This window comes from Paenibacillus sp. DRB1-1 (assembly GCF_052119485.1).
GTDB classification, from domain to species: Bacteria; Bacillota; Bacilli; order Paenibacillales; family Paenibacillaceae; genus Paenibacillus; species Paenibacillus polymyxa_B.
The window spans coordinates 779,678-801,660 of the sequence record NZ_JBODQH010000001.1; the positions used below are offsets into that span (position 1 = coordinate 779,678).

A 21,983-nucleotide genomic window follows, 5' to 3' on the forward strand; every position below is an offset into this window, starting at 1 on the left:
CATAAAAAAACGAAGCATAAAAAAAAGAGAATGGGCAGGAAAAACATGACGTCTTTCTTACCCATTCTCTTTTTTTTGCATTATCCGAAAAGAACTCTAATCCTCTTTCTTCAGACCCATGGCAGCCCATGCCAACAATATCCATCCTGCAATAAAGCACACGCCTCCTAAGGGGGTGATAGCCCCCAGCACACGGATTCCGGTCAAACTTAGCACATACAAGCTGCCGGAAAACAAAATGATACCCGTTAATAACAGACGCGCTGCCCATCTTAAACGGTTGGAAGAACCCCACTGTCCAGCAGCCAACGCAATGATCAGCAAACCGACAGCGTGAATCATATGATATTTTACACCTGTTTCATACACGGCCAAAGCATCGGCGTCGATCCGGGCTTTCACAATATGTGCCCCGAACGCTCCAATGGCTACCGCCAACATCATCATTATAGATCCCACAAATATCCATTTTCGTTGCATGTTTGTGTACTCCTTTTCATCTCATCCTTTTAGCCGAATGTTCTTCTTATTTTATCGAAACCGTATGAAGTTTACCAGCCAGCGTGTGGAACAGACGGCATACAGAATTGGATGATTAGACCCTGTCTTTTGAAGGGTAATGTGTAAGGTAGCTTGCTTTTTTGTTTATTTTGTGGAAAATTAGTACCTGTTCGGACTATGTTCAAGGAGTTGAAAAAATGAGTTACCAAGATCCTAATTTGCAAAAGCCTGCTGCGTCTGAGGAGCACCCTGTTTTTTCAGAAGCTCCTGTGTTCCAGCCTCCGGTCAAGCTCAAACATTCCGGTCCTGGAATTGCTTCTTTTATTATGTCGCTTGTCAGCCTGATCGGATATATTATTCTGGCTATTATGGTTATTAATCTGCTGGCTCATTTCGGCCAATACCAAACGATGAACCCGGAAGTCGCTCTGCAGCAAACCGGAACGGTACTGCTTCCTTTTATTTTTTTAGGCAGCCTGTTGCTGAATTGTAGCGGACTTGTGGTCGGTATCATTGGAATTGCGTTAAAAAACCGTAAGAAAACCTTTGCTATTACAGGCTTAATCATTAATGCACTTATTATTGTGGGCTTTATTGCACTTCTTGCCATCGGTCTTTCCGTTCCGAATAGCACAGCGGATATCTATCCTTCCTCCGTGCAATCTTTATAATTTTTCTGCATCACACAGAGAGGATTCAATGTATGAACAAAATTAAAATTTTTGCCGACAGTACCAGTGATATTCCTACTCACTGGCGCCAACAGTACGATATTAGCATTGTGCCATTGTATACAGTATTTGGTGATGAAGCATTGCAGGATGGTGTAAACATTCACCCAGAACAATTATTTCAACGTGTAAGCCGCGAGGGACATTTACCGCGTACCGCCGCACCTTCTCCGTCGGATTTTATTCAAGCCTTTGCGCCCTACATAGAACAAGGGGACGACATTTTATATATCAGTCTGTCTTCCGAGCTATCATCGACGTACCAGAATGCGCTACTCTCTGCCTCCGAATTTCCGGAAGGCCGCATTACGGTTTTTGATTCCTTGAATTTGTCGTGCGGCTTTGGCCTGCTTGTGATGAAAGCTGCTCGTGCGGCAGCCAACGGCAATACGATGGAGCAGATTGTAGACATGTTGACAAAAACCAGGCCGTTAATAGACACGGAATTTGTCATTGATACACTTGAATACCTGTATAAAGGCGGAAGATGCTCAGGCATGCAAAACCTGATCGGCAGTCTGCTCAAAATTCGTCCGGTGATCAAAGTGATTGACGGAAAAATGACGCCTGCCTACAAAGTCCGCGGCAAACGTGAAAAAGCACTGGATCAGATGCTGCAAAACGCTCTGAATCAACGAGATCAGATGGATAACGATATCATTATTGTCGTGCACGCTTTGGCCGAGGAAGATGCGCTGATGCTGCAAGCTCGCTTGAAAGAAGAAACGAACGCACAAGAGGTACTGCTAACTACAGCAGGCTGTGTCATTTCCAGTCATTGTGGTCCACAGACTATCGGTATTATGTATGCCAAAAAAGCATAGTTTATCCAATATCGAACCCGTTGCCGAATAGGTAGCGGGTTTTTTGGTGTTTTTCCAGCAATTTAGCAATGAATAACTTTCCTCTTTTTGATAGTATTATTCGTCGAGTAACGATATATGAATCTACAATCTATCATAAAAAAGAAGGTTATTTGGTATGAGTTCCAAACGATCACGTTGGTTAACCCGGCTCACCCTATCAGCAACTACAGCCATCACAATATTCACCACATCCACATCATATTTAGCTGCTCCAGCAGCAGCATCCGGTGCTACGTTCCAAGATATTGCACACAGCTATGCCTATCAGTCTATTATTTCCCTGCACGCTAAAGGAATTTTGAACGGTACACAACCTGGTTACTTCTCTCCTAAAAAGGCTGTTACCAGAGCCGAATGGGTTACCGCACTGGACCGTACACTCGGTCTGGAGCCTGTACAAGCGGCCGTTTCTTCCTACCGAGATGTTGCCAAAAAGACGTGGTACTATGGATGGATTGAAGCAGCTTCTCAACTCAATATCGTTCAGGGGGGAACGTCTGCGACATTTCAACCTAATAGTCCTATAACCCGTCAAGAAGCGGCCTTGATGATTGCACGTCTCATCCGCTCTTCGGGCGGATCAGGAAATGCTTCTTCCTCCTTCACAGATACTGGGGAAATTGCAGATTGGGCTCTTGATGCGGTAACCACCGTAAATCGTTACGGCTTTATGAAAGGTGAAAGTAACTATTTCCGTCCAGCATCCTCTCTAACCCGCGAAGAAACAGCGGCATTGCTGGAGCGTCTGCTAACGTATTCAACTAAGCATGCTAACCAAACTGCTTCCATCGCTTCTTCCATCCGACTAGGCTGGCAATATGATCAAACCGTTCAGCAGTTTGAAAATACAGTGCTCCAATCCAACATCAACACCCTGTCACCACGTTGGTTTTTTCTAAATGAAACAGGTAGTATAAGCGACTATACTAATTCGTCGCTGCTCACCTGGGCCAAACAGCATCATAAAAATATCTGGGCTATGGTAGGCAACCGTTCCAACCTGGTGCTGACGCACCAAATTCTATCCAGTGAGGTTCTACGGAATAAAACTATAACTCAGCTTGCCAACGCCGTATCTGTATACGGTTTGAACGGACTTGTCATTGATTTTGAAAATGTAGATGGTCAGGATCGTGCCAATTTAACATTGTTCGTCCAACAATTAAAAGCTAAGTTGAAGAGTCAGAATGCGGTACTGGCGATTTGTGTATCTCCTGATTACGGAACGGACTGGACTGCCGCCTTTGATTATAAACAGCTTGGTGCTGCGGCAGACTATCTGATCCTGATGGGATATGACGAGCATTGGGGAGGTAGCTCGATCCCCGGCTCTGTGTCCTCACTGCCATGGCTCCGTGAAAGCGTGCGGCGTTTTGTACAAACCACCTATCCTGAGAAAGCGATCTTGGCGTTGCCATTATTTACACGGAACTGGACGCTTAACGCTAGCGGACATTCAATCGCTTCCTCTGATATATCACTAGATCAGCAAAACCAGCTAGTATCCCGTTCCGTCTCCAAACCAATCTGGAATGAGGATATTCAGCAGTATACCGTGTCTTACAAAGACACGCAGCTTCATAAGCTGTGGCTTGAAGAAGGACGATCCTTCACTCGTAAGTATCGCTTGGGGCAGGATGCTGGGTTTGCTGGCTTCGCCTACTGGTATCCGGGCGGAGCAAGCTCTGATCTGTGGTCCAGTGTAAAAAACGCAGACCGATTTATACAGCGTGGTTTATAAAATACAAATCCTTCAACCTCACGTGAAAAGTGACGTTGAAGGATTTTGCCATATATACTTATCACCAGCCTATGACCGATATGCAACTTTCCCGTTTACAACTGTCATTCGTACCTTAACATCAAGTAAAGCTTGCAGGCTTTCCGATACATCACGGTCAATGACTGTAAAGTCAGCCGCTTTCCCTTCAGCTATCGCCCCTCTTTCATCAGCTTCCCCGGCTGCTACTGCGCTTCCCGTGGTAAACAGACGAATGGCTTCATGTACATCCAGCTTTTCAGCGGGAAGATAGCCCTCATGCATTTGTTCCGGCTTGGCGCGAGTCACTGCCGCATGAATACCAAGAAAAGGGTTTAACGGCTCAATCGGCGCGTCACTACCTCCAGCACATGGAATGCCTGCTTCCAGCAGCTTTTTCCAGGCATATAAATATTCAGTCCGTTCTTTCCCCACCCGATCCAGTACCCAAGGGAAGTCACTTGCGACAAAACGGGGCTGGATGTCCGCAATCAGCGGCAGCTTCACCATTCTCTTGACCAAATCCCTTCTAAGCACCTGTCCATGGATCAGACGATCTGGCAAACCGCTTTCCTCCGTGAGCACATGGGCCTCCATTGCTGTCAGGATCATGTGCGCTGCCCCATCCCCTATAGCATGTACAGCCACCGGAAAGCCTGCGGCCCTGGCAGCTGCCACCATCTGATTCAGCTCTGGCTGCAGTTGAATCGCCATTCCGCAGGTATGTGGAGCATCACTATAAGGTTCAGACAATAATGCCGTTCTTCCACCAATAGCGCCATCGGCAAACATTTTAATCGCACCGATTTTAAACCATTCATCTCCGGTACCTGCACGCAGCCCTTGCACTTTCGCTTCCTCCATAAATGGATGATAGATGAGCTGGTGTGTGCGAAAAACAAGACCTTCTTCCCTCAGCTCCCTGTAAATTCGCTGCATCGTCTCCACGCTGCCTAAAAAACGTAAATCTTCCGTGTGTGCAGCAGTCAGACCAAGCCGTAGCGCATCCAGGCAAGCCCGCCGAATCGTGTCCTTCTTAACCGAATAATCCGGCTCTGGCTGCACGCTAGTAAAGGCAAAGGATGCTTCCTCATAAATTAATCCGTTCAACCGTCCATCTGCGTCTCGTCCATAGGCTCCCGAAGCCGGGTCAGGGGTGTCCTCGCTAATACCTGCACGCCGAAATGCCTCTGAATTGGCCAAGAACGTATGAAAGCACGTACGAGTGAGATATACCGGATGCTGATCTGTAATGGCATCCAGCTCGGCTATACCTGGAATTTCAACAGGAATAAACGCATTTTCATTCCAGTTGAGTCCTAAAATCCACTCTCCCGGCGGTGTTACAGCGACCCGCTTGCGCAGCATAGCCAGCATCTCTTCCTTGGAGGTAGCTGATGTTAAATCCAGCATAGCCAGCTTCATACCATGCATAGACAAATGCATATGTGAATCGGTTAAGCCTGGCAGTACATAGGCGTCTTCCCAATCCACAGTTTCATATTCCTTACCGGTCAACTGCAATTCAAGCTCCCGAGCATACCCGATGGCTTGTATCCGACCCTGCTGTACAACGATGGAGTCTCCTTTGGAAGCCCACTCCCCATACAACCGGCCGTGCTTGAACAAAACGAATGTCAACGCCACTCATCTCCTTTTTTCAACTATACGCATATCCACTTCATATTACGCCTGTGTTGCCACTTCCAAGCGTAGTGTATTTATATCTAACTGCTGCACCTGCTGGGCAAATTGGTCATGAGCTGCACAGACAGCCATTTTATAATCCTGATCCAGCTCATACTGCTTAAAATGACAATACTCGCTGGTAAAGCCCTCTGTCGTGAAGCCTATGAACGGTTGTGCCTTCAGCTCGAATGAAAAAGACTTCAACGGTAGGGTTAGTCCCTGCCCCTCGGCCTTCACAAAGCTTTCTTTAAGCGTCCATAGATCGTAAAAGTAGGACAATCGGCTGTCTGCGTCCTGACGCATTAACGCATCATACTCTGTGTCCGAAAAGCACACTCTACCTACCTCAAAATCAATAGGACGGAGCTGTTCAATGTCGATTCCAAGCGGGTGATCATCAATAGCGCATACCACCCATTTTCCCGAGTGAGAAACATTAAAATGGAATGCGGGTGCATTTATCAAGGAAGGCTTACCGAACGCATTGTATGTAAATTGAAGACTAGCATTAGATACCTTCAATTGCCGGCAGGCCAACCATCTTAGCAGCACATCGGCATATAAGCCCCTCAAAGCATCTTCCCGATGTAAAAAACGATCTAACTTGTGCTGCTTTTCCAGCGAAACCCGATTTACCAGTAATTCGTAATGCTCCTCAGCTTCCGGCTTGCTCGTATCAATCGCGTATATTTTCATGGTTGCCTCCTGTATATCTAATGAATATCAGCCAGTTTGTAACACTCACCGTTCGATTAAGTCTGTTAGATATGGATGGCGTGTGCCGTGTACATGGTCAATATACTACTCTAGCACTTTCAATTCAATATGGATACAATTGGGATAAGCATCTCTATTAAAACACTTCATAGAGCCCATTAATGAAAGCGCTTTAAAATAACGCATGCAGAGGAGGACGAAACAATGAAATATGATTTTGCCCGCTTGCTGTGTATTATGCTCTCTATTTTGCTGACGTTGAGCATTTTTCAGATGTTTTCACCTAAGGTCGCTTCAGCCGCTTCAGCGAATGTTGTAAATGGCATTCAGTTTAAAGATACAGATGGAAACGTGGTCCATGCCCATGGGGGTGGTATGATTAAAGTAGACGGTTACTATTATTGGTTTGGTGAAAATCGTAATCCCAACGGCACGTTCAAGGCGGTATCCGCCTACCGTTCCTCTGATTTAAAAAACTGGGAGTTTCGTAAAAATGTACTGACCAGCAGCTCCGCTGTGGAGCTGAATGTTTCGAATATTGAACGTCCGAAAGTGATTTACAATGAAAAAACACGTAAATACGTATTATGGATGCATAAGGAGAATGGGGTTAATTACAACGAGGCCCGAGTGGCTGTTGCTTCTTCCGATACCGTGGACGGCGATTACACGTATCAGGGCAGCTTCCGTCCTCTGGATTACGATTCGCGCGATATGACCGTCTACAACGATAACGGTACAGCTTACCTGATTTCGGCTACCCGGGTAAACGCGGATCTGAACATTTATCGTCTGACACCGGATTTTCTGCAAGTTGAATCACTGGTAACTACACTTTGGCCAGGACAATATCGTGAAGCTCCGGCGATGTTCAAAAAAGGAGACGTCTACTTCCTGATTACATCCGGGGCAACCGGCTGGAATCCCAATCAAGCCAAGTATGCTACCGCATCCAGCATTGAAGGAACCTGGAGTAATACGATAAACTTCGGGGACAGTACGACTTATGGTTCACAGTCAGCTTACGTGATTCCTGTTGAAGGTGCCCAGACGACTTCATACCTGTATTTGGGCGACCGTTGGGCGGGTGCGTGGAGCGGTCCTGTGCAGGATTCTCAATATGTATGGTTGCCACTGCGTTTTCCAACAGCGACTTCATTAGCCATGGATTGGTTCGACAGCATTAATATTGACACCGCCACTGGTGTGGTCGAGGGGATAACAACGCCAATTGCCATTGATCCGAATGCCTATTATCAGCTAGTGAATCGCAAGAGCAATAAGCCACTAAGCATTATTGGCAATGCAACGACGGACGGCGCAGACCTGGAGCAGCGTGTAAATTCCGGAGCAGCAAACCAGCAATGGCAGCTCAAGGATGCAGACAGCGGATATTATAAAATTGTGAACCGCAACAGCGGAAAGCTAATTGGCGTTGAAAGCGGTACCACAACAGACGGTACAGTTATTGAGCAGTGGAGTGACGGAGGCTGGTCCAGTCAGCATTGGCAATTAGTATCCGTAACCGGTGGTTATTACAAGCTGAAAAATCGGGCAACCGGCAAGCTGATCGATATTTCTGAAGGCGCCACCGCCGATGGAGCCAAAGCCATTCAATGGGGCGATAATGGTGGGACGAATCAGCATTTCCGTGTAGTTAAAGTAGAATAGCTCAAGTTATTTTCAAAAGGAGCCGTATTCCGAGCAGATCATGGTGACTGCTAACGGAAAAGACGGCTCCTTTTTACGTAAAACGATGAAATTGATAATCTCTAGTACGTTACAGTTCCCACGGATAATCTGTTGTCAGAAAACTAGCCAGCTGCTTGCTTTCTTCCCTCCGCTGACGCCGTATGGCTGCGCGTGATGGAGCCGTCTGGTGCAATTGTAACTGCTCTTCTGTTTCTGGAATCACCTGCGGGACGGTCACTTTACGGTTGTTCTCGTCCAATGCCACAAAGGTCAGGAAGGCGGTGGCTGCGATTTTCCGATCGCCAGTCATCAGTCCTTCACGAATTACCTTTACGAACACTTCCATCGAGCTGCGGCCTGTCCAGGTTACGAACGCTTCTAGCGTGACAGAATCACTCGGATGGATAGGTAGCAAAAAATCCACCGAATCCGTAGAGGCTGTAACTGTGTTCGTACGACACAGCTTAGCAGCTGCAATAGATGCGATATCGTCGATATACGACATCAGCCTGCCGCCGAAGAGCGTGTTATGATTGTTGATATCGTTGGGAAATACTCGGGACGTCTTGAAGCAGTAGGTTTCTCGGATGTACTTGCTTTCCATGGGTTCTTTCCTCTCTTTTCCTCGTTGCTCTCTTTTTATATCTCATGATTTTGCAAAATCATGATGTGGAAGCCTTTTTTAGACTATACTAATCATCCCACTAATCCGCATAATAAATCAATACATAAAAATCGGCATCCTCATCCGAATCATTCCGGTAGGTATGTATGTCAGATACTTGAAATTGCACGGCATCCCCTGCACTCAGCTTGAGCTGTTGCCCCTGCATTTCAAAGTACATTTCCCCACGAATCATGAGAATCGTTTCCTCTCCCAAATGCTTCTCTGCCTGGTGTGTAAAGCCTGGCTTCAGACTTACCGTGAACACCTCAAACTTCTTTTCAGCGTGATACGGGAATACAGGGTAAACAAAATAATTACCGTCCTCATCAATAACCGGATGCAGGTCTTCCCTCCGAATCTTCGTAATTTGCGGCGGATCTTCTTTAAGAAAGGTGGAGAAGGATACGTGCAGACCGTTCGCAATTTTCCAAAGGGTTGTTACCGTAGGATTGGATTTCCCCTTCTCAATCTGAGCCAGCATCCCTTTGCTGACTCCTGTCAGTTCAGCCACCTTATCCAAACTTAATCCTCTAGTCTTCCTGATTTGAGCCAAATTAGAGCCAATAATATGCTGCATTGAATCCACGGACGATGCCTCCTTGTATCCAAAAGTCTATATAAGAAGAATACACAAAAGACTGTGTGTTCGCTATATATAGACTGTATCGTAAAATATCATTTATCTTTTGCAATTTTGGATGCACGACTTATTCTCCACAGTAAATTAAGTGTAGCCGATCAAGGTAATACAAAGCTTAAACGGGAAGTAGACATGCTACAATTTACTGTAATATGGTCAGGTTCCTCGCTTACTTCAACATGCAATAAAAACATTGACATTGAATATAAATGTCCTTAAACTTTTCACTTATTAAAACTTTTTTCAAAACTATTGTAATATCCTGAAGGAGGGCTGCTATCCTATGACTTTTCCGTCCCTGAACACCCAACAGGTGAGAAAATCAAGTTTGGCTATCTAGGAGGGATTAAATTTGAATCTGCAAACCCGCAAGTCCCGCCACATGTATACAATGCAGCTGGCGACAATTTTTATTGGCTTTATTGTATTTGGCATCTCGGAAAATATTAAAGGCCCTGCCATTCCACGCATCCAATTCGACTTCAATCTGGATGAACAGCAGCTTGGAACATTGTTGTCTCTAAACGCACTTGGTTATTTGATTGCCTGCTCGTTCACCGCTGTCCTTGTCCGGAAGTGGGGAATCAAGGCGGTCAGCATCATTTCCTTTGCTTCCATGATCATCTCGGGAGTGTTCATCTATCTGTCGCACACATATCCGTTCTTCGCCTCGTCTTACTTCTTGATGTATATCGGGAACGGCATGCTGGAGATTGCGCTCGCAATTTTGGGGGCGAGGATTTTTGTGAAAAATACCGGCACGATGATGAATTTGTCCCACTTTTTCTATGGGCTCAGCTCAACAGTCGCCCCTTTGCTGGCGACGGGAGTCATGTCACTGACGGTATTTGGACATATGCTGGACTGGCGGGGGATGTATCTGGCTATGTTGTCGCTCTGCCTGCTGCCGATTGTGGCCGCACTGCTCAGCACCTTCCCGGGAGACGATTTGCAGCATGAGGATCGAACCTCACTCAAGACGCTAACCCGCGATCCAGCACTCTGGATGATGGTAATGATCCTGTCGTTTGGAGTAGTCTCTGAGCTCGCAGTTGGGGGCTGGCTGGTCAACTTTTTAGAGAAAGCGTATTCATGGAGCACGGTGAAGGCGTCCAGCATGCTCTCAGCGTTCTTTCTTACCTTCTCGTTGGGGCGCCTGTTGCTTGGTCCGCTCACAGACCGGATGGGGTTCGTGCTTTCGACGATTCTATTCTCCGCCTTCTCAGCGATATGTACGTTCGCAGCAATCGCGGGTGGAGAGAGACTGGCGTTTCTCTTTGCCGTATCGGGTGCAGGTATTGCAATGATCTATCCGACCGTGATGGCGTTCATAGCAAGGAGATATCCGAAGGACAGTGATACAGCTATTACGTTCGTCGTCACGCTGATGGGCATAGGTAGTGTCATTGGCAACTATGTGATCGGCTGGGTAATCGAAGGAGTCAAGATAGTCTACGGCGCAACCACTGAGCTTGGCATACTGCGCGGGCTTCAGGCGGGTTATGGAGTTATCGGTCTATGCGCAGCCATCTGCGCGATCTCGGGAATTATTCTCTACGGATATCTAAAAAAGCGGCAGGAGCTTATATAAATCATCACCTTAGGGTTGTCCCATAAGTCATGAACTGACTGGGACGCCCTTTTTTTACGAGTTCCCCATTCAGTCAAAACAGCCCTTGTATGAACACATCCGAGCTGCTTTGATTCATCATCAGTTCTTGCCCGTTTGCCATTTCGAAGAACTCATCGGGAGTACATTTGAACACCGCTTTTGGATGACTAGCTGCTGCCAAATCGTCTGGAACCGGAACACGACCGAACCTTATTGGTAAATACATAGCCTTCATTGGGTTGTCAACAGTAAAACAGCTTTTTAAGAGCAATTCTCCTGTAGGAACTATTCAATATAACATACAAACGTATAATATATTGATGCTTTACAATTTACGTTATATACTATTATAAAATTTATACACTGGGGGTAAGGTTAAAATGTCCATAGCTTCGGAGTTGAGCGGAACGAAGCACGATTCACTCAGCTTTTTACAAGGGGTTAAAGATTGTATTCCTACATTGCTCGGTTATGTATGTATTGGGTTCGCGGCAGGCATTGTGGGTGCCTCATCAGGGGTTAGCACCATGGAAATTGCCTTCATGTCGGCGCTTGTATACGCAGGAGCCTCCCAGTTTATTATGTGCTCGATGCTGGCTGCAGCCAGTCCTCCATCCGTCATTATTTTAACGACTTTCATTGTGAATGCTCGTCACCTGCTATTAAGTGCATCGCTGGCTCCTTACTTTTCTAAATATTCATTGTGGAAAAACATAGGCATCGGTGTTCTTTTGACGGACGAATCCTTTGGAGTAGCATCGGATAAATTGGCTAAAGGCGGGCAGGTCAGTGACCGCTGGATGAACGGGCTTAATATTACAGCTTATCTCGCCTGGATTGCATCCTGTGTGGCGGGAGGGGTTCTCGGGAACTGGATTTCCCGACCGGAGGCTTTTGGTCTGGACTTTGCCTTGCCTGCGATGTTTCTTGCCTTACTCATTTCCCAGCTCCAAAGTGTCCAGACCTCCAAACTCAAGCATCGTCTGCTGCTTGTGCTATGTATGGCTGTTCTGATGTACCTTTTGGCCTGGTGGGTGCCATCACATATCGCCGTCATTATAGCGACCATGATCACCGCAACGATTGGAGTGTTAACCGACAAATGAACATTAATCCCAATGTCCTGTATATCATTATCAGTGCCATGATTGTCACGGCGATTCCAAGGATCATTCCCTTTGTCGTGCTGCAAAGGCTGGCGCTACCCAAGCCAGTGCTACAATGGCTTTCCTATATTCCCATCTGCATATTCACGGCCCTCGTGATGGAAAATCTGCTCGTTCGAACCGAGACCTCAGTCACTCTTAATGGGCAAGTGCTTATGGCTGTTCTTCCTACGCTAGTGACCGCCTTGTGGAGCAAAAACCTGCTGGCTACCGTCGTTGTCGGTATTGTGAGTATGGCTGTAGTTCGACTTTTGTGGTGAAGATAAAAATTACCCTCCTACAATAGGAGGGCATCTGTCCTTTCTTATGATCCACCTGTCGTCCTTACTAACGAGGGCGACAGATTTTCTTCCTCAAAACCACGTTCTCGTTGTGAAAGATACGAGGAGGCTTGGAGCCTGAACATTTCTGCATACACTCCGTCTATATCCATTAAGCGTTCATGGCTACCTGCTTCTACAATTCTACCCTCCTCCATTAAAATAATGATATCGGCCATACGTGCAGAGGACAATCTGTGTGAAATAAACACTCCAATTTTCTCATGAATAAGCTGATCAAACTTTTGAAAAACCTCTTTCTCCGCGTGTGGATCCAAAAAAGAGCTCGGTTCATCCAAGACATATATATCGGCATTTCTCATAAAAGCCCTAGCTATTGCAATACGCTGCCATTGTCCTCCAGATAGCTGCTGTCCATCTTCAAACCATTTTCCAAGCAAGCTATTTATTTTATCAGGCAGGCCGACTATCAAATCTGTGATTCCCGCCTTATCTATAGCTGTCCAAATAGCCTCATCATTTTCTCTGGAAGCCACATTACCAAAGCCTATATTATCTCTAACAGCCATCTCATAATGTACAAAATCCTGAAAAACAACGCCTATTTTTTCTCTAAAACTGTCTTTATCCAATTCATGTATAGAGTGTCCATTAATTAAGATTTCTCCCTCAAAATCGGAATACAAATGAGTCATTAACTTCACAATTGTTGATTTACCCGATCCATTTTTCCCTACAATGGCCAGCTTCTCTCCTTGATGAAGCTTGAAGCTAACATTAGAAATGGCATTCTCCTCCGTGTTCGGATATCTAAACGATACATTCCGAAATTCAATACTGTGAATAGCGGACAAAGGCAATTGCTGAACTGATTTTTGTATTTTTGCCTCTTCCGGCATATCCAAAAAGTCAAATAGCTGCTTGATATACAAATTATTTTGACACAAGCTTAAAATCCCTTGTACAATGCTCTGCGATGTTGACTGGGTTAACGTGATACCCTGAATTAAGCTCACCAAGTTCCCCACTAAAATTTGACCAACATAAGTGGCTTGTATGGCCATGAAAATAATAAATGCACACGCACCCTGATTTACAATCTGAAATACAAGAGAAGTATAGGATCTACGAACTGCTAGCACTTTATCCTCGCGATAAAACCCTTCGAGTATCGTTTTGTATCTTTTTCGCAGATAGTCTCCCAATTGAAATATTTTCACTTCTTTAAAACTATTATCTCTTGTCACTAAAAACGACAAATACCAGGATTCACGTTGTCTTCCTGCTCTTTGAAAGTGAACATTAAATTCTCTTTGTCCGATACGTAAAAAAGAATAAAATGATAAGCATGGAATGAGAAAAATGAATAAGAACGCCCACCATCTCCATGCGATGAGAATAGCACCCGTCGAGAATAAGGTTACAACACTGCTAATAATGGCAAGGATTTGAGTAAATATTTCAAACGGCCTAAAATCTGCCTCTCCCTGAGCACGTTGGAGCATATTTTGCACATCTGCATCCTCAAACGACTGCAAAGACATCTTTTGTGCTTTTTCAATAATTCTGATATTTACCTGGTTCGATAGCCGGCTTTGAAACATTTTACGAAAAAAGCTTTCGCCAATATTGATCAGATCGTACAGCAAATTGACACCGATCAAGACGCCAAAAGCTATAAAAACAGGTTGAAAGCTTCCTCCTGACGCTCCGGCCACGACACTGTTGATTAATTCTCTCGTAGTTAAAAGGATCACAGCAGGAATTGCGCCCTTCAATAAATTCGTAATGAGTATAGCAATCAAAAAGGAAGGATGTGTGTCCCAAAGCAGCCTGAATATACGAGGCCAAAATAAAAAGGTACGAAATATATTTTTATAGGACAAAGAGATCAGGTCATTGGTTTGTCCATCAGACTGTGACATAGCTTACCCCTTTCCTATGCAACAGGTTAGCTACTGTATGCTTAGCTAAAGCCATACATTTTATTTCTCGCTCCCTATTTACACCAAGCAGACGATTCAAATGCATATGAATGATACTGCCTAAAATATCATCAGGATGATTGGTAAGTTCGTGATTATTTTTAGCCAGGATTATCGCTTGAGCATACTTCTGAATCATAGTCTGTCTTTTTTCTACAAGCGCTAAGAAAGCAACCTGTGTGTTCGTATCTGCTTGTCCAATCCATTCATAATTCGACTCTACAGCGGTAATCAATGTTTTTTTGACATCCCTGAATGCCTTCATATGAGGCTTGCAATCAATTCTCTCTTCTAGCCATTTCACTTGCTCCTGAATCGTTAAACCAAAACCACTCAGATAATGAATAATGTTCATCACAGCCACAATCTCTATGTCCAGATTGAAAGCATTAGAGCGAATTCCCTTCATATAGGCGATGACCCATTGACTATCCACGTCAAAAACCTGTTCTGCCAGCTCCATAAGTGTCTGTCCTCCATACCTCTCCCATTCAGGATGGTATGTATCTATGACCATATTTGTTATTAGCCCCTCTTCACGTAACTCGGCTGCCCACTGATTTAATTGCGCCAAACCAGCTGTCCATAGCTTATCGGGCTCTCCCTGAAAACGTAAACGGATATGATGTTCAGGATCAACGTATCGCAAAAAGTAAAATTTTTGACTCCAATCCTTAAACCCCGGCTGTTTTAAGAGATGCCCTAGGCTTAAGCCTACCAGGTCAGTCTCTCTTTCCTTGACTCCGTACAATTTAAGGTATAGCCACTCCCCTCCTGGAAATATGCCTCTATGAATGCTGGAAGGAGTATGAGTAATGAAGTTTTGAGAAGCAATATGGTTTTGTGAACTAGGGATACTCGGTTTCACCTTTATTTTTTTCTTCTTTAGTGGAAACACAAATTCTCCCATATATCTTCCTGCCGTCCCCTGTACTGGGGTATGGAAGGGATTACCCAAACACTCGGTAAGAAGAAGTTCCTGTCCTTCACGTGTCTTGCTCACCTCATGTAGCAATTCTTTGATATGGAAAAGGTTGCATAGGTCTAATAAAAGGCGATTATCCCCCATCGTTAGGTAAACATAACGCGGTACATTCCATTGTTGTCTCCACACATGGAAAAGTTCTTCTCCTTCTTTGGACTCGCATGATTCTGAAATATTCAATGAAGCTTTGCTCAGTTTCCACTGCGCAGCACTAATAATGATCTTTTTATATACTAGTCTTGGCAAAAAAGGGGATTGCTCTAATGGCCCCCAGTCAAAATAAGACCACGTACCAATCTCTTTATTGGTAATATCCGTTAGAAATCTGAATATATGTGGTGAAAGCTTGTAATTCAGCATGTGTGTTTGCAAGGGGATTATTTCCTTACCCAAACGTCTGGACTTGACATAAAAACGATCATGAGTAGCACCCACCACTAAATCATCAATACAGAGCGTATGGTCCTCATCTTTAGAAGAGGTGGTTCCCGACACAATCTCATATGCCATTAAATTTTTGCTTAATGAGATATTTGATATTTTCCCCTGTTCCGGCATAAAAACCATCTCTGACAATAACGCATCGGGATGAAAGCATCGGTGATGATCATATATTTCAGAGAATTTTTGTACAAACTCCTCACTCAACATATCCAGAAAACGTCCAAAGGTTTTACCCGCTCTATTCGAGCCAGCACTGGCTCCAAGTAAAAGCGAATAGTCTCCAGAATCAACTTTTTCAGGAGAATCAGCAAATATACTGTAATAAATCTCCATTGATTCTGGGGAAGTGTCGTAGTTATCAGAAATCATCAGTTGCTCTAATTGTTCATCTGTAAGGGCGAGTTCTATTTCATGATTAGAAATGGCATCCGAAACCCATTGAAAGAGAACAGCGTTGCGTTTAAATGCCTCCATGCCCATTGATTTTTTTTCATTTGAACGATACATTTCCGGTATACCCAAACCCCAATCCTCATCAAACAGTTCATGAATAGGAACCTCCTGATACACACCGTACTTTTCCAAGAAACGATTCAAATATTCATCCAATTCGTCCGTTTTGGGGGATGCATACAATTTGCACATGACTTCAGCCCCTAATGAAACCTCATCAAGCACATGTTTCGGCAGCGTTACTTCTTTATCCAATTTAACATCAACTTGTACAGGTGTTTTTACAGAAATGATATCCAGCATTTTGTCACATAATTTCCGGTAGACCTTCTCTCCTTCTCCAATCGTGCACTGATTATATTGAAGTAATAAAGCATCAATTTCGTGTAAAATGTGAATCCAAGGATCGGAAATGTCCAGTTTTTTAATTTTTTCGAATATGTAATGAAAGGGTGAATGATCCATTAACGGAGGTCTAAGCTCGCTCAGAATAAACTCTTGCTCTACTAGTTGCTGCAAATAATCAGCTATGATTTCCAAAGTAGCGTCAGGGAATGCCTTTAATAGTATTTCTTTGAGTTCCATCACCCGAATGGGATGTTCCGCAGCTTCAAACGTCATTCGAACAACGTCAGTAAGCCGAATGGAATTAAAAATTTCTGCCGAATCATCAGCTTCTGCTGCTCCATGCTTAGGTCGGAATGGTAATTTGGCTCGATTCCCTTTGATCATAACCGTTTTGTTTAGGAAGACCTTAAGTTGATTAAATATGGCTGGATCAGCTTCTATTTTTTGAATCAGTTTATATATCCATTCCATGTCGGGTCTGGCTCTCTTCAGATGCTTAGGATAGCTACCAATATCCAGATCGGTAGTCTTCCCGCAAATCCCCTGCCCCACTCCTGAAAATAACCCAAATGGAGTCGTTCGGGTAGTCATCCGAATAAAATAACGATAAAAGCTGTTCAGCGTCTTCTCATACTTTTGTAGCTCTCCTTTATCATCCAAAGCATGACCATCATTCAAGTAATGTAGAAACTGCATTAGGGACGGAGAGGCTAATGATATGGCTTCTTGAACAACAGCTTCTTGGGATATCAACTTTAATCGACGAGTTATTTCCTCCAAAGTAAGCTGGCTGTCCACATCTTGATCCGAAAACACCTGAAAATATTGGTCTAGCGATAGTAATGGAGCTCTGATTAGAAAAAAATCACATGCACTAAACCATCTTTCATCCCGATCTCTCACTTCATTATGTAGTTTATGCGCATCAGTGTAATGCAGTTGTCTCTTCACAACTGACCACCTCCAAGTTTTCAGGAAATATATTCAACTTGTAACCGATTCCATGACATGTTACCAGAATTTTTGGATGACTTGGATCATCTTCTATTTTCTCTCTCAATTTTCGGATGTGCACATACACCGTATTAGACGTAGTAAAAGCATCCACTCCCCAGACTCTGTCTATAATGTGATCAATCGTAGAAGCACACTCTTTTGCAGTAAGAAGATACATTAATAATCGAAATTCCATCATAGTCAGCATATGCTCATGCCCTTGCTTCCAAATAACCTTTCCAGCAGGATCAAAAATGACATTGGGTGATAAACTAATAGCCTGCTGTTCTCTTTCCATTCCATATTTAGATGATGCCATTGAAAACAGTTGTTTGAGGAGATCCAATTGCTGTTGGTCACTATGATAGGAAAGAAAGATAAATGGAACCTTAAATTTTTCTTTAATGCTGTGCCAGTAAGACAAGTCCTCTAGTGTTATATGATCCTGATTCAAAGCTACACCGATACACTGCTCATCAATCTCCGTTATAGCCTGGTAAAGCGAATCATAAAACATGATTTGAATGTTTTCTGGAGTGCTTAAAGTCTCAAAAAAATGCTTGATCTTCCTAAAAGATGATATAACCATAAATTTTTGTTTCATCTAATCCCTCCAAAACCAATGCTTCAGATAAAGCAATAAGGTAGCACCCTTAAGAAATTAGAAACAATTCACTCCATCTCCCTGAATATTTAGGATGTTCTTTCCCAATTCCATAGTCCAGCAAACTTAATGCAATCCCTGTTGCTCCTTGTAGTATTCCTACATTATGAACATGAGTTGTCCCCTCCAAATCCTGGTATCCAAATGGGAGTTCTTCATCGTATAAATTTACTAACTTTAAAGCTATCTGATCGGCAAAGCGTAACGCTGCTATATTATCGGTTAAGCTAGAGAATCTATGGGCCATATGAAGCAAACCAGCCAACCCGTGACAGAAAGTAGGGGATAGCGCGTTTAGTAGCTCATCATCTAAGCAAAATATGGATTCCATAGCTTTTTCCGCTATCTTTTTCCATTCTTCATTACTGCACTCAATTCCTGCTCTGAGTAATGTCCAAGCTATTCCAAAGGTTCCATGACACCAGCCTTCAATTTCTCTCATCCCTACTTTTTTCTCTCTCTTGTTCATTGAAGATGCTTGAGAGTTTACAGGCCAATACCAGCCATATTGATCCTCCTGAATTTGAATAAGCAAAAAATCGGCTATATGTTTTATAGCCTCATGTAGTCCTTCAACTTTGATCTTTTTTTGTAGGGCAGTGACAAGCAGTGCAAGTATTCCGGTGATACCATGCGCCAAACCTAGATCGATTGAAGCCGAATCTTCCCTTGACGATAAATGTATATATTCAGGTATGAAGTGCGTAATGGTGTCTAATAATTGACGAGACAGATCACACATCGTCTTGTCTTCAGCAACCTCCAGAGTGTATCTGCCCACCCCGAGCAGCCCATTAATGATATCCATTTGCCTACTGAACTCTGTAATTGTGCCAATTACAGGTAAATCCCCCCACTTTACTTCAATATACTTATTAAGCTGAGAGATTAGTTTGTTATAATTAGCTCTGTTATTGGAAGCTAATAATATGCCATAAGCTACTCCTGTTGTTCCATAATAAAGAGAAATACGAGGCAATAATAATAGAGAGTTAGCATCTAAGTACCGTAACTGACTATGCACATGCTCTGCCCAATTTTGATCTGGCTCCAGGTAACCCCATTCGGACAACAGCGCAAACACACCCGGAATTCCATCGGCAAGCGAGCCGGGATTCCAAGGGGGATTTCCACGTGAAGGTGAAAGGTTGTTTGTATGATTAACTATCTTTTCTGTATATGATAGGTCTATTAGCTTTTGTGCTATATACTTACCGATTTCAACTGATCTCCCCTTCAAATCTTCAACCATAAATCCTTCCCTCATTTTCATAACTGGAAAAGACACGGTTATAGAAACCGTGCCTTTTTTCCATGTATTTTCGTTATTAACACGTTTTGCAGAAGGTAAGACTAACTTGACAATTCAAAGTACCTGTTGCACATGAAGGAGTACAGATAATACCACTGGCTGGTTGAACCCCTTTTGAAGCAACCTCATCTTTAGCTACTTGCAAGTCCAGATCAAATTGATTTTTCATCTTGTTACCTCCTTTTATTTTTTACATTTTTATTATAAGTTATATAATCTTAACTAGACTTTATATAATTCTTACATTTTTCTTAATTTCAACGAGTACATTTAAGATAAACCTTCATTATTTTTCAGTATTTTTAAGGACAACACACTAGATTTTAGTGACAATATAATGAAGAAAAAAATAATGGAGGCTTTCATATGAAAATTGATAGTTTTGTTATACAACAATCCGACCAAGTTCGTGCAAGAGATATTAGTAAAAAAATTGCTTTACGTCTATGCGAGCCCGAATCCGTCTATGCAGCAGTCCAATCGAAACACAATGTTTCGCCAGAAACAAAGTACCACCCATGGGGAGAAACTTCACTTTCGCATGGTTATCCTGGTAACATTCATTTACTATCGCAATGGCGTGCTACAGACCCTTCGTATGATTGGAATACAGCCATACATTCAAACATGGCTCAGATTCAATCCTCACTCTCTAAAAATGGTCTTCACGATCTCTCTCTTTACAGTGGCTGGGCAGGCATCGCTTCGTCCGTAAGAGAGGCTTCTAATCATGGGAAATACTACAGTAATTTCTTACAGCAAATACATCAATGGATGATGCCTCTTACAGAGCAATGGCTTCAGTCGAACACAGAACAATTAAGCCTTCACGAAGGTATGCCCATGCAAGCCTTTGACACCATTTCGGGAGCTTCAGGGATTGGAAGATATATTTTGATGAACTCAACCGATCCTATCTGTACTCCTCTTGTTGAGCCAATTCTTCAATTTCTTACCGATCTTACACATCCCATACATATTCACAATCGTTATGTCCCAGGGTGGTACTCCCCGCAAAAGTTTCAATTTTTAGACCGGGATAAACGTAACTATCCTCTGGGCAATTTTAATTGTGGAATGGCACACGGTATTCCTGGACCGTTGGCTTTATTATCTGTAGCTTACAGTGCTGGAATTGAAGTAAAAGGCCAATATCAAGCGATTGAAACCATTGCGGAATGGTTGCTTAAGTATAAATATGAAGATGAATATGGTAACTACTGGCCTCATATTGTTCCATTCGAAGCTGAAACAGGCTCTCTACAGTTTGATTTGGAACGAGCAAGAGAAGCATGGTGTTACGGTACCCCCGGCATTGCCTGTACGCTATTTCTTGCCGGAAAGGCTCTCCATAATGAAGAACTGCAAAAATTGGCTGTGAAAGCTTGTGTCGGTGCAATCTCCCATGAGATAGCTAAGCGGGAAATGGACTCTTCTGCACTCTGTCACGGTCTTGCCGGATTACTTACCATCTCTTGGCGAATGTGGTGTCACAGTAAAGAGCCTGCGTTTTTCCCGCTTATTCAACAGTTAACGAATTGTCTGCTTGATCGCTTTCAAATGGATAGCCCACTTGGATATCTGGACCCCGAGCCAAGGTCAGATGGCTCTTTAACTTGGCTGACAAAAGCGGGCATGCTTGAAGGCGTTGCTGGGATTGCAGCTGCTTTATTAAGTGTTTCTGAGAACAAAGAGATCGGTTGGGATTACATCCTCATGCTATCCTAACTACAACCAGTCTCTATTCACAAACATCTTTCTTCCACCATACAGATAGGCTAAAAACGTAAAAATGACAATCAGTCCGAGACTGTAAGGCTCAACTCTGGGTGCATAAGTCGCTGTTTGCGGCATCATAATATAATAAGGAATCGTAAAAGGAAACCACGCACCTATGGAAGAGTGAAAGCCTGTTATGACAATATTAGGAACCACACAACAAATAGACATTCCCAGAGAAGCTCCAAAATTCCGAATTTTTATCGAGAGCATAAGCTGTAGTGCTGCCAGGGGAAAAATCCCGAGCCACCCTCCCAAACCGGTAGAAAGAACGACAGACCAAGGGATTTCTCCTGGAGCACCTGCTATATTTCCACTTACAAAATAGCCTGCTATAAATATAAGCTGATCCAGACCCAGTATGAGAATGAGCAATATATATTTTGCATAATAAATTTGCTGACGAGGATACGGGCTACTTAATAAAATCTTCCATCCCCCATCCCGATGCTCGTACGCACACAAAAGAGAAGCGATAATTCCACAATAGAGCGGATAAAAAAACATAGAGTGAAATTGCGCTGAATAAGTATATAAAGTTAACCAACTGGGCGAAAAAAACTGTTTCAAATCATTCAGTTCCAGGACTCCCATTAAAGAATTTATGACCGCATCCAATATAATGAGAATCCATACCATGATCCATTGAAGCTTTATTGTCTCCACGCGTAAAATAGAGCCCATGTATCTTCTCCT

Annotated in this window: 20 protein-coding genes; 8 read left to right on the forward strand and 12 right to left on the reverse strand. The window is 43.5% G+C overall.

Annotated elements, in window-relative coordinates:
- Positions 1–96: 96 nt before the first annotated feature.
- Positions 97–480 carry a DUF423 domain-containing protein gene (locus ACQW03_RS03550; protein WP_071640103.1) on the reverse strand — a complete coding sequence of 128 codons (384 nt, stop codon included), beginning with the start codon at positions 478–480 and terminating at the stop codon, positions 97–99.
- Positions 481–698: 218 nt separating this feature from the next.
- On the opposite strand from ACQW03_RS03550, the gene ACQW03_RS03555 reads away from it, so the two are divergent.
- From ACQW03_RS03555 to ACQW03_RS03565, 3 genes are all read left to right on the forward strand, one after another.
- The gene (locus tag ACQW03_RS03555; protein ID WP_071640102.1) at positions 699–1,172 is read left to right on the forward strand and encodes a hypothetical protein; all 474 of its coding nucleotides are present in this window, start codon (positions 699–701) and stop codon (positions 1,170–1,172) included.
- A gap of 32 nt (positions 1,173–1,204) precedes the next feature.
- A complete protein-coding gene (locus tag ACQW03_RS03560) occupies positions 1,205–2,056 on the forward strand; it encodes a DegV family protein (RefSeq protein WP_071640101.1) in 852 nt (283 codons plus the stop codon).
- Positions 2,057–2,213: 157 nt separating this feature from the next.
- On the forward strand, positions 2,214–3,839 hold the full coding sequence (locus ACQW03_RS03565; protein ID WP_076293724.1) for an S-layer homology domain-containing protein: 1,626 nt from the start codon (positions 2,214–2,216) through the stop codon (positions 3,837–3,839).
- Between the two features lie 69 nt (positions 3,840–3,908).
- Here ACQW03_RS03565 and ACQW03_RS03570 read toward each other — a convergent pair whose 3' ends face one another.
- Both ACQW03_RS03570 and ACQW03_RS03575 read right to left on the reverse strand, forming a co-directional pair.
- A complete protein-coding gene (locus ACQW03_RS03570) occupies positions 3,909–5,498 on the reverse strand; it encodes an amidohydrolase (protein ID WP_441948282.1) in 1,590 nt (529 codons plus the stop codon).
- 45 nt (positions 5,499–5,543) lie between these two features.
- Positions 5,544–6,242 carry a 4'-phosphopantetheinyl transferase family protein gene (locus ACQW03_RS03575; RefSeq protein WP_441948284.1) on the reverse strand — a complete coding sequence of 233 codons (699 nt, stop codon included), beginning with the start codon at positions 6,240–6,242 and terminating at the stop codon, positions 5,544–5,546.
- 225 nt (positions 6,243–6,467) lie between these two features.
- Here ACQW03_RS03575 and ACQW03_RS03580 point away from each other — a divergent pair, with 225 nt between their 5' ends.
- Positions 6,468–7,934 (forward strand): RICIN domain-containing protein, encoded by a 1,467-nt coding sequence (locus ACQW03_RS03580; RefSeq protein WP_441948286.1) that lies wholly within the window; start codon positions 6,468–6,470, stop codon positions 7,932–7,934.
- A gap of 109 nt (positions 7,935–8,043) precedes the next feature.
- Here the strand turns inward: ACQW03_RS03580 and ACQW03_RS03585 are convergent, their stop codons facing one another.
- Both ACQW03_RS03585 and ACQW03_RS03590 read right to left on the reverse strand, forming a co-directional pair.
- Positions 8,044–8,559, reverse strand: coding sequence for an acyl-CoA thioesterase (locus ACQW03_RS03585; RefSeq protein WP_013309488.1), 516 nt, complete (start codon positions 8,557–8,559; stop codon positions 8,044–8,046).
- Between the two features lie 100 nt (positions 8,560–8,659).
- Complete coding sequence (locus tag ACQW03_RS03590; RefSeq protein ID WP_023987843.1) at positions 8,660–9,208, reverse strand: helix-turn-helix domain-containing protein; 549 nt, start codon at positions 9,206–9,208, stop codon at positions 8,660–8,662.
- Between the two features lie 406 nt (positions 9,209–9,614).
- On the opposite strand from ACQW03_RS03590, the gene ACQW03_RS03595 reads away from it, so the two are divergent.
- Entirely contained in the window at positions 9,615–10,853 is a 1,239-nt protein-coding gene (locus ACQW03_RS03595) for an MFS transporter (RefSeq protein WP_025723964.1), read from the forward strand.
- Positions 10,854–10,926: 73 nt separating this feature from the next.
- On the opposite strand, the gene ACQW03_RS03600 is transcribed toward ACQW03_RS03595, so the two are convergent.
- On the reverse strand, positions 10,927–11,100 hold the full coding sequence (locus tag ACQW03_RS03600) for a hypothetical protein (RefSeq protein WP_179085935.1): 174 nt from the start codon (positions 11,098–11,100) through the stop codon (positions 10,927–10,929).
- Between the two features lie 154 nt (positions 11,101–11,254).
- Between ACQW03_RS03600 and ACQW03_RS03605 the strand changes: the two genes are divergently transcribed.
- On the forward strand, positions 11,255–11,980 hold the full coding sequence (locus ACQW03_RS03605) for an AzlC family ABC transporter permease (RefSeq protein ID WP_023987840.1): 726 nt from the start codon (positions 11,255–11,257) through the stop codon (positions 11,978–11,980).
- Complete coding sequence (locus tag ACQW03_RS03610; protein ID WP_025723962.1) at positions 11,977–12,300, forward strand: AzlD domain-containing protein; 324 nt, start codon at positions 11,977–11,979, stop codon at positions 12,298–12,300. Before ACQW03_RS03605 ends, ACQW03_RS03610 begins: the two co-directional genes overlap by 4 nt.
- A gap of 44 nt (positions 12,301–12,344) precedes the next feature.
- Here the strand turns inward: ACQW03_RS03610 and ACQW03_RS03615 are convergent, their stop codons facing one another.
- The 5 genes from ACQW03_RS03615 to ACQW03_RS03635 form a co-directional block, all read right to left on the reverse strand.
- Positions 12,345–14,207: an ABC transporter ATP-binding protein gene (locus ACQW03_RS03615; protein WP_230486418.1), complete on the reverse strand. Its 1,863-nt coding sequence runs from the start codon at positions 14,205–14,207 to the stop codon at positions 12,345–12,347.
- 25 nt (positions 14,208–14,232) lie between these two features.
- A complete protein-coding gene (locus tag ACQW03_RS03620) occupies positions 14,233–17,487 on the reverse strand; it encodes a lantibiotic dehydratase (RefSeq protein WP_441948291.1) in 3,255 nt (1,084 codons plus the stop codon).
- On the reverse strand, positions 17,462–18,136 hold the full coding sequence (locus ACQW03_RS03625; RefSeq protein ID WP_441948293.1) for a winged helix-turn-helix domain-containing protein: 675 nt from the start codon (positions 18,134–18,136) through the stop codon (positions 17,462–17,464). The genes ACQW03_RS03620 and ACQW03_RS03625 overlap by 26 nt, the downstream gene beginning before the upstream one ends.
- A 49-nt stretch (positions 18,137–18,185) precedes the next feature.
- Positions 18,186–19,448, reverse strand: a complete 1,263-nt coding sequence (locus ACQW03_RS03630; RefSeq protein WP_441948295.1) for a lanthionine synthetase C family protein — start codon at positions 19,446–19,448, stop codon at positions 18,186–18,188.
- Between the two features lie 76 nt (positions 19,449–19,524).
- Positions 19,525–19,677, reverse strand: a complete 153-nt coding sequence (locus tag ACQW03_RS03635) for an FDLD family class I lanthipeptide (protein WP_071640090.1) — start codon at positions 19,675–19,677, stop codon at positions 19,525–19,527.
- A gap of 197 nt (positions 19,678–19,874) precedes the next feature.
- On the opposite strand from ACQW03_RS03635, the gene ACQW03_RS03640 reads away from it, so the two are divergent.
- Positions 19,875–21,236 carry a lanthionine synthetase C family protein gene (locus tag ACQW03_RS03640; RefSeq protein WP_441948298.1) on the forward strand — a complete coding sequence of 454 codons (1,362 nt, stop codon included), beginning with the start codon at positions 19,875–19,877 and terminating at the stop codon, positions 21,234–21,236.
- On the opposite strand, the gene ACQW03_RS03645 is transcribed toward ACQW03_RS03640, so the two are convergent.
- Positions 21,237–21,971 carry an ABC transporter permease gene (locus tag ACQW03_RS03645; RefSeq protein WP_025723954.1) on the reverse strand — a complete coding sequence of 245 codons (735 nt, stop codon included), beginning with the start codon at positions 21,969–21,971 and terminating at the stop codon, positions 21,237–21,239.
- Positions 21,972–21,983 lie beyond the last annotated feature (12 nt).

Bases quoted from the DNA above. Each gene is read 5' to 3' on its own strand.
- ACQW03_RS03550 (WP_071640103.1), bottom strand. From the start codon at position 480: ATGCAACGAAAATGGATATTTGTGGGATCTATAATGATGATGTTGGCG.
- ACQW03_RS03565 (WP_076293724.1), top strand. From the start codon at position 2,214: ATGAGTTCCAAACGATCACGTTGGTTAACCCGGCTCACCCTATCAGCA.
- ACQW03_RS03645 (WP_025723954.1), bottom strand. From the start codon at position 21,971: ATGGGCTCTATTTTACGCGTGGAGACAATAAAGCTTCAATGGATCATG.
- ACQW03_RS03640 (WP_441948298.1), top strand. From the start codon at position 19,875: ATGAAAATTGATAGTTTTGTTATACAACAATCCGACCAAGTTCGTGCA.
- ACQW03_RS03580 (WP_441948286.1), top strand. From the start codon at position 6,468: ATGAAATATGATTTTGCCCGCTTGCTGTGTATTATGCTCTCTATTTTG.
- ACQW03_RS03635 (WP_071640090.1), bottom strand. From the start codon at position 19,677: ATGAAAAATCAATTTGATCTGGACTTGCAAGTAGCTAAAGATGAGGTT.
- ACQW03_RS03575 (WP_441948284.1), bottom strand. From the start codon at position 6,242: ATGAAAATATACGCGATTGATACGAGCAAGCCGGAAGCTGAGGAGCAT.
- ACQW03_RS03560 (WP_071640101.1), top strand. From the start codon at position 1,205: ATGAACAAAATTAAAATTTTTGCCGACAGTACCAGTGATATTCCTACT.
- ACQW03_RS03625 (WP_441948293.1), bottom strand. From the start codon at position 18,136: ATGAAACAAAAATTTATGGTTATATCATCTTTTAGGAAGATCAAGCAT.
- ACQW03_RS03585 (WP_013309488.1), bottom strand. From the start codon at position 8,559: ATGGAAAGCAAGTACATCCGAGAAACCTACTGCTTCAAGACGTCCCGA.
- ACQW03_RS03605 (WP_023987840.1), top strand. From the start codon at position 11,255: ATGTCCATAGCTTCGGAGTTGAGCGGAACGAAGCACGATTCACTCAGC.
- ACQW03_RS03555 (WP_071640102.1), top strand. From the start codon at position 699: ATGAGTTACCAAGATCCTAATTTGCAAAAGCCTGCTGCGTCTGAGGAG.
- ACQW03_RS03610 (WP_025723962.1), top strand. From the start codon at position 11,977: ATGAACATTAATCCCAATGTCCTGTATATCATTATCAGTGCCATGATT.
- ACQW03_RS03630 (WP_441948295.1), bottom strand. From the start codon at position 19,448: ATGGTTGAAGATTTGAAGGGGAGATCAGTTGAAATCGGTAAGTATATA.
- ACQW03_RS03600 (WP_179085935.1), bottom strand. From the start codon at position 11,100: ATGTATTTACCAATAAGGTTCGGTCGTGTTCCGGTTCCAGACGATTTG.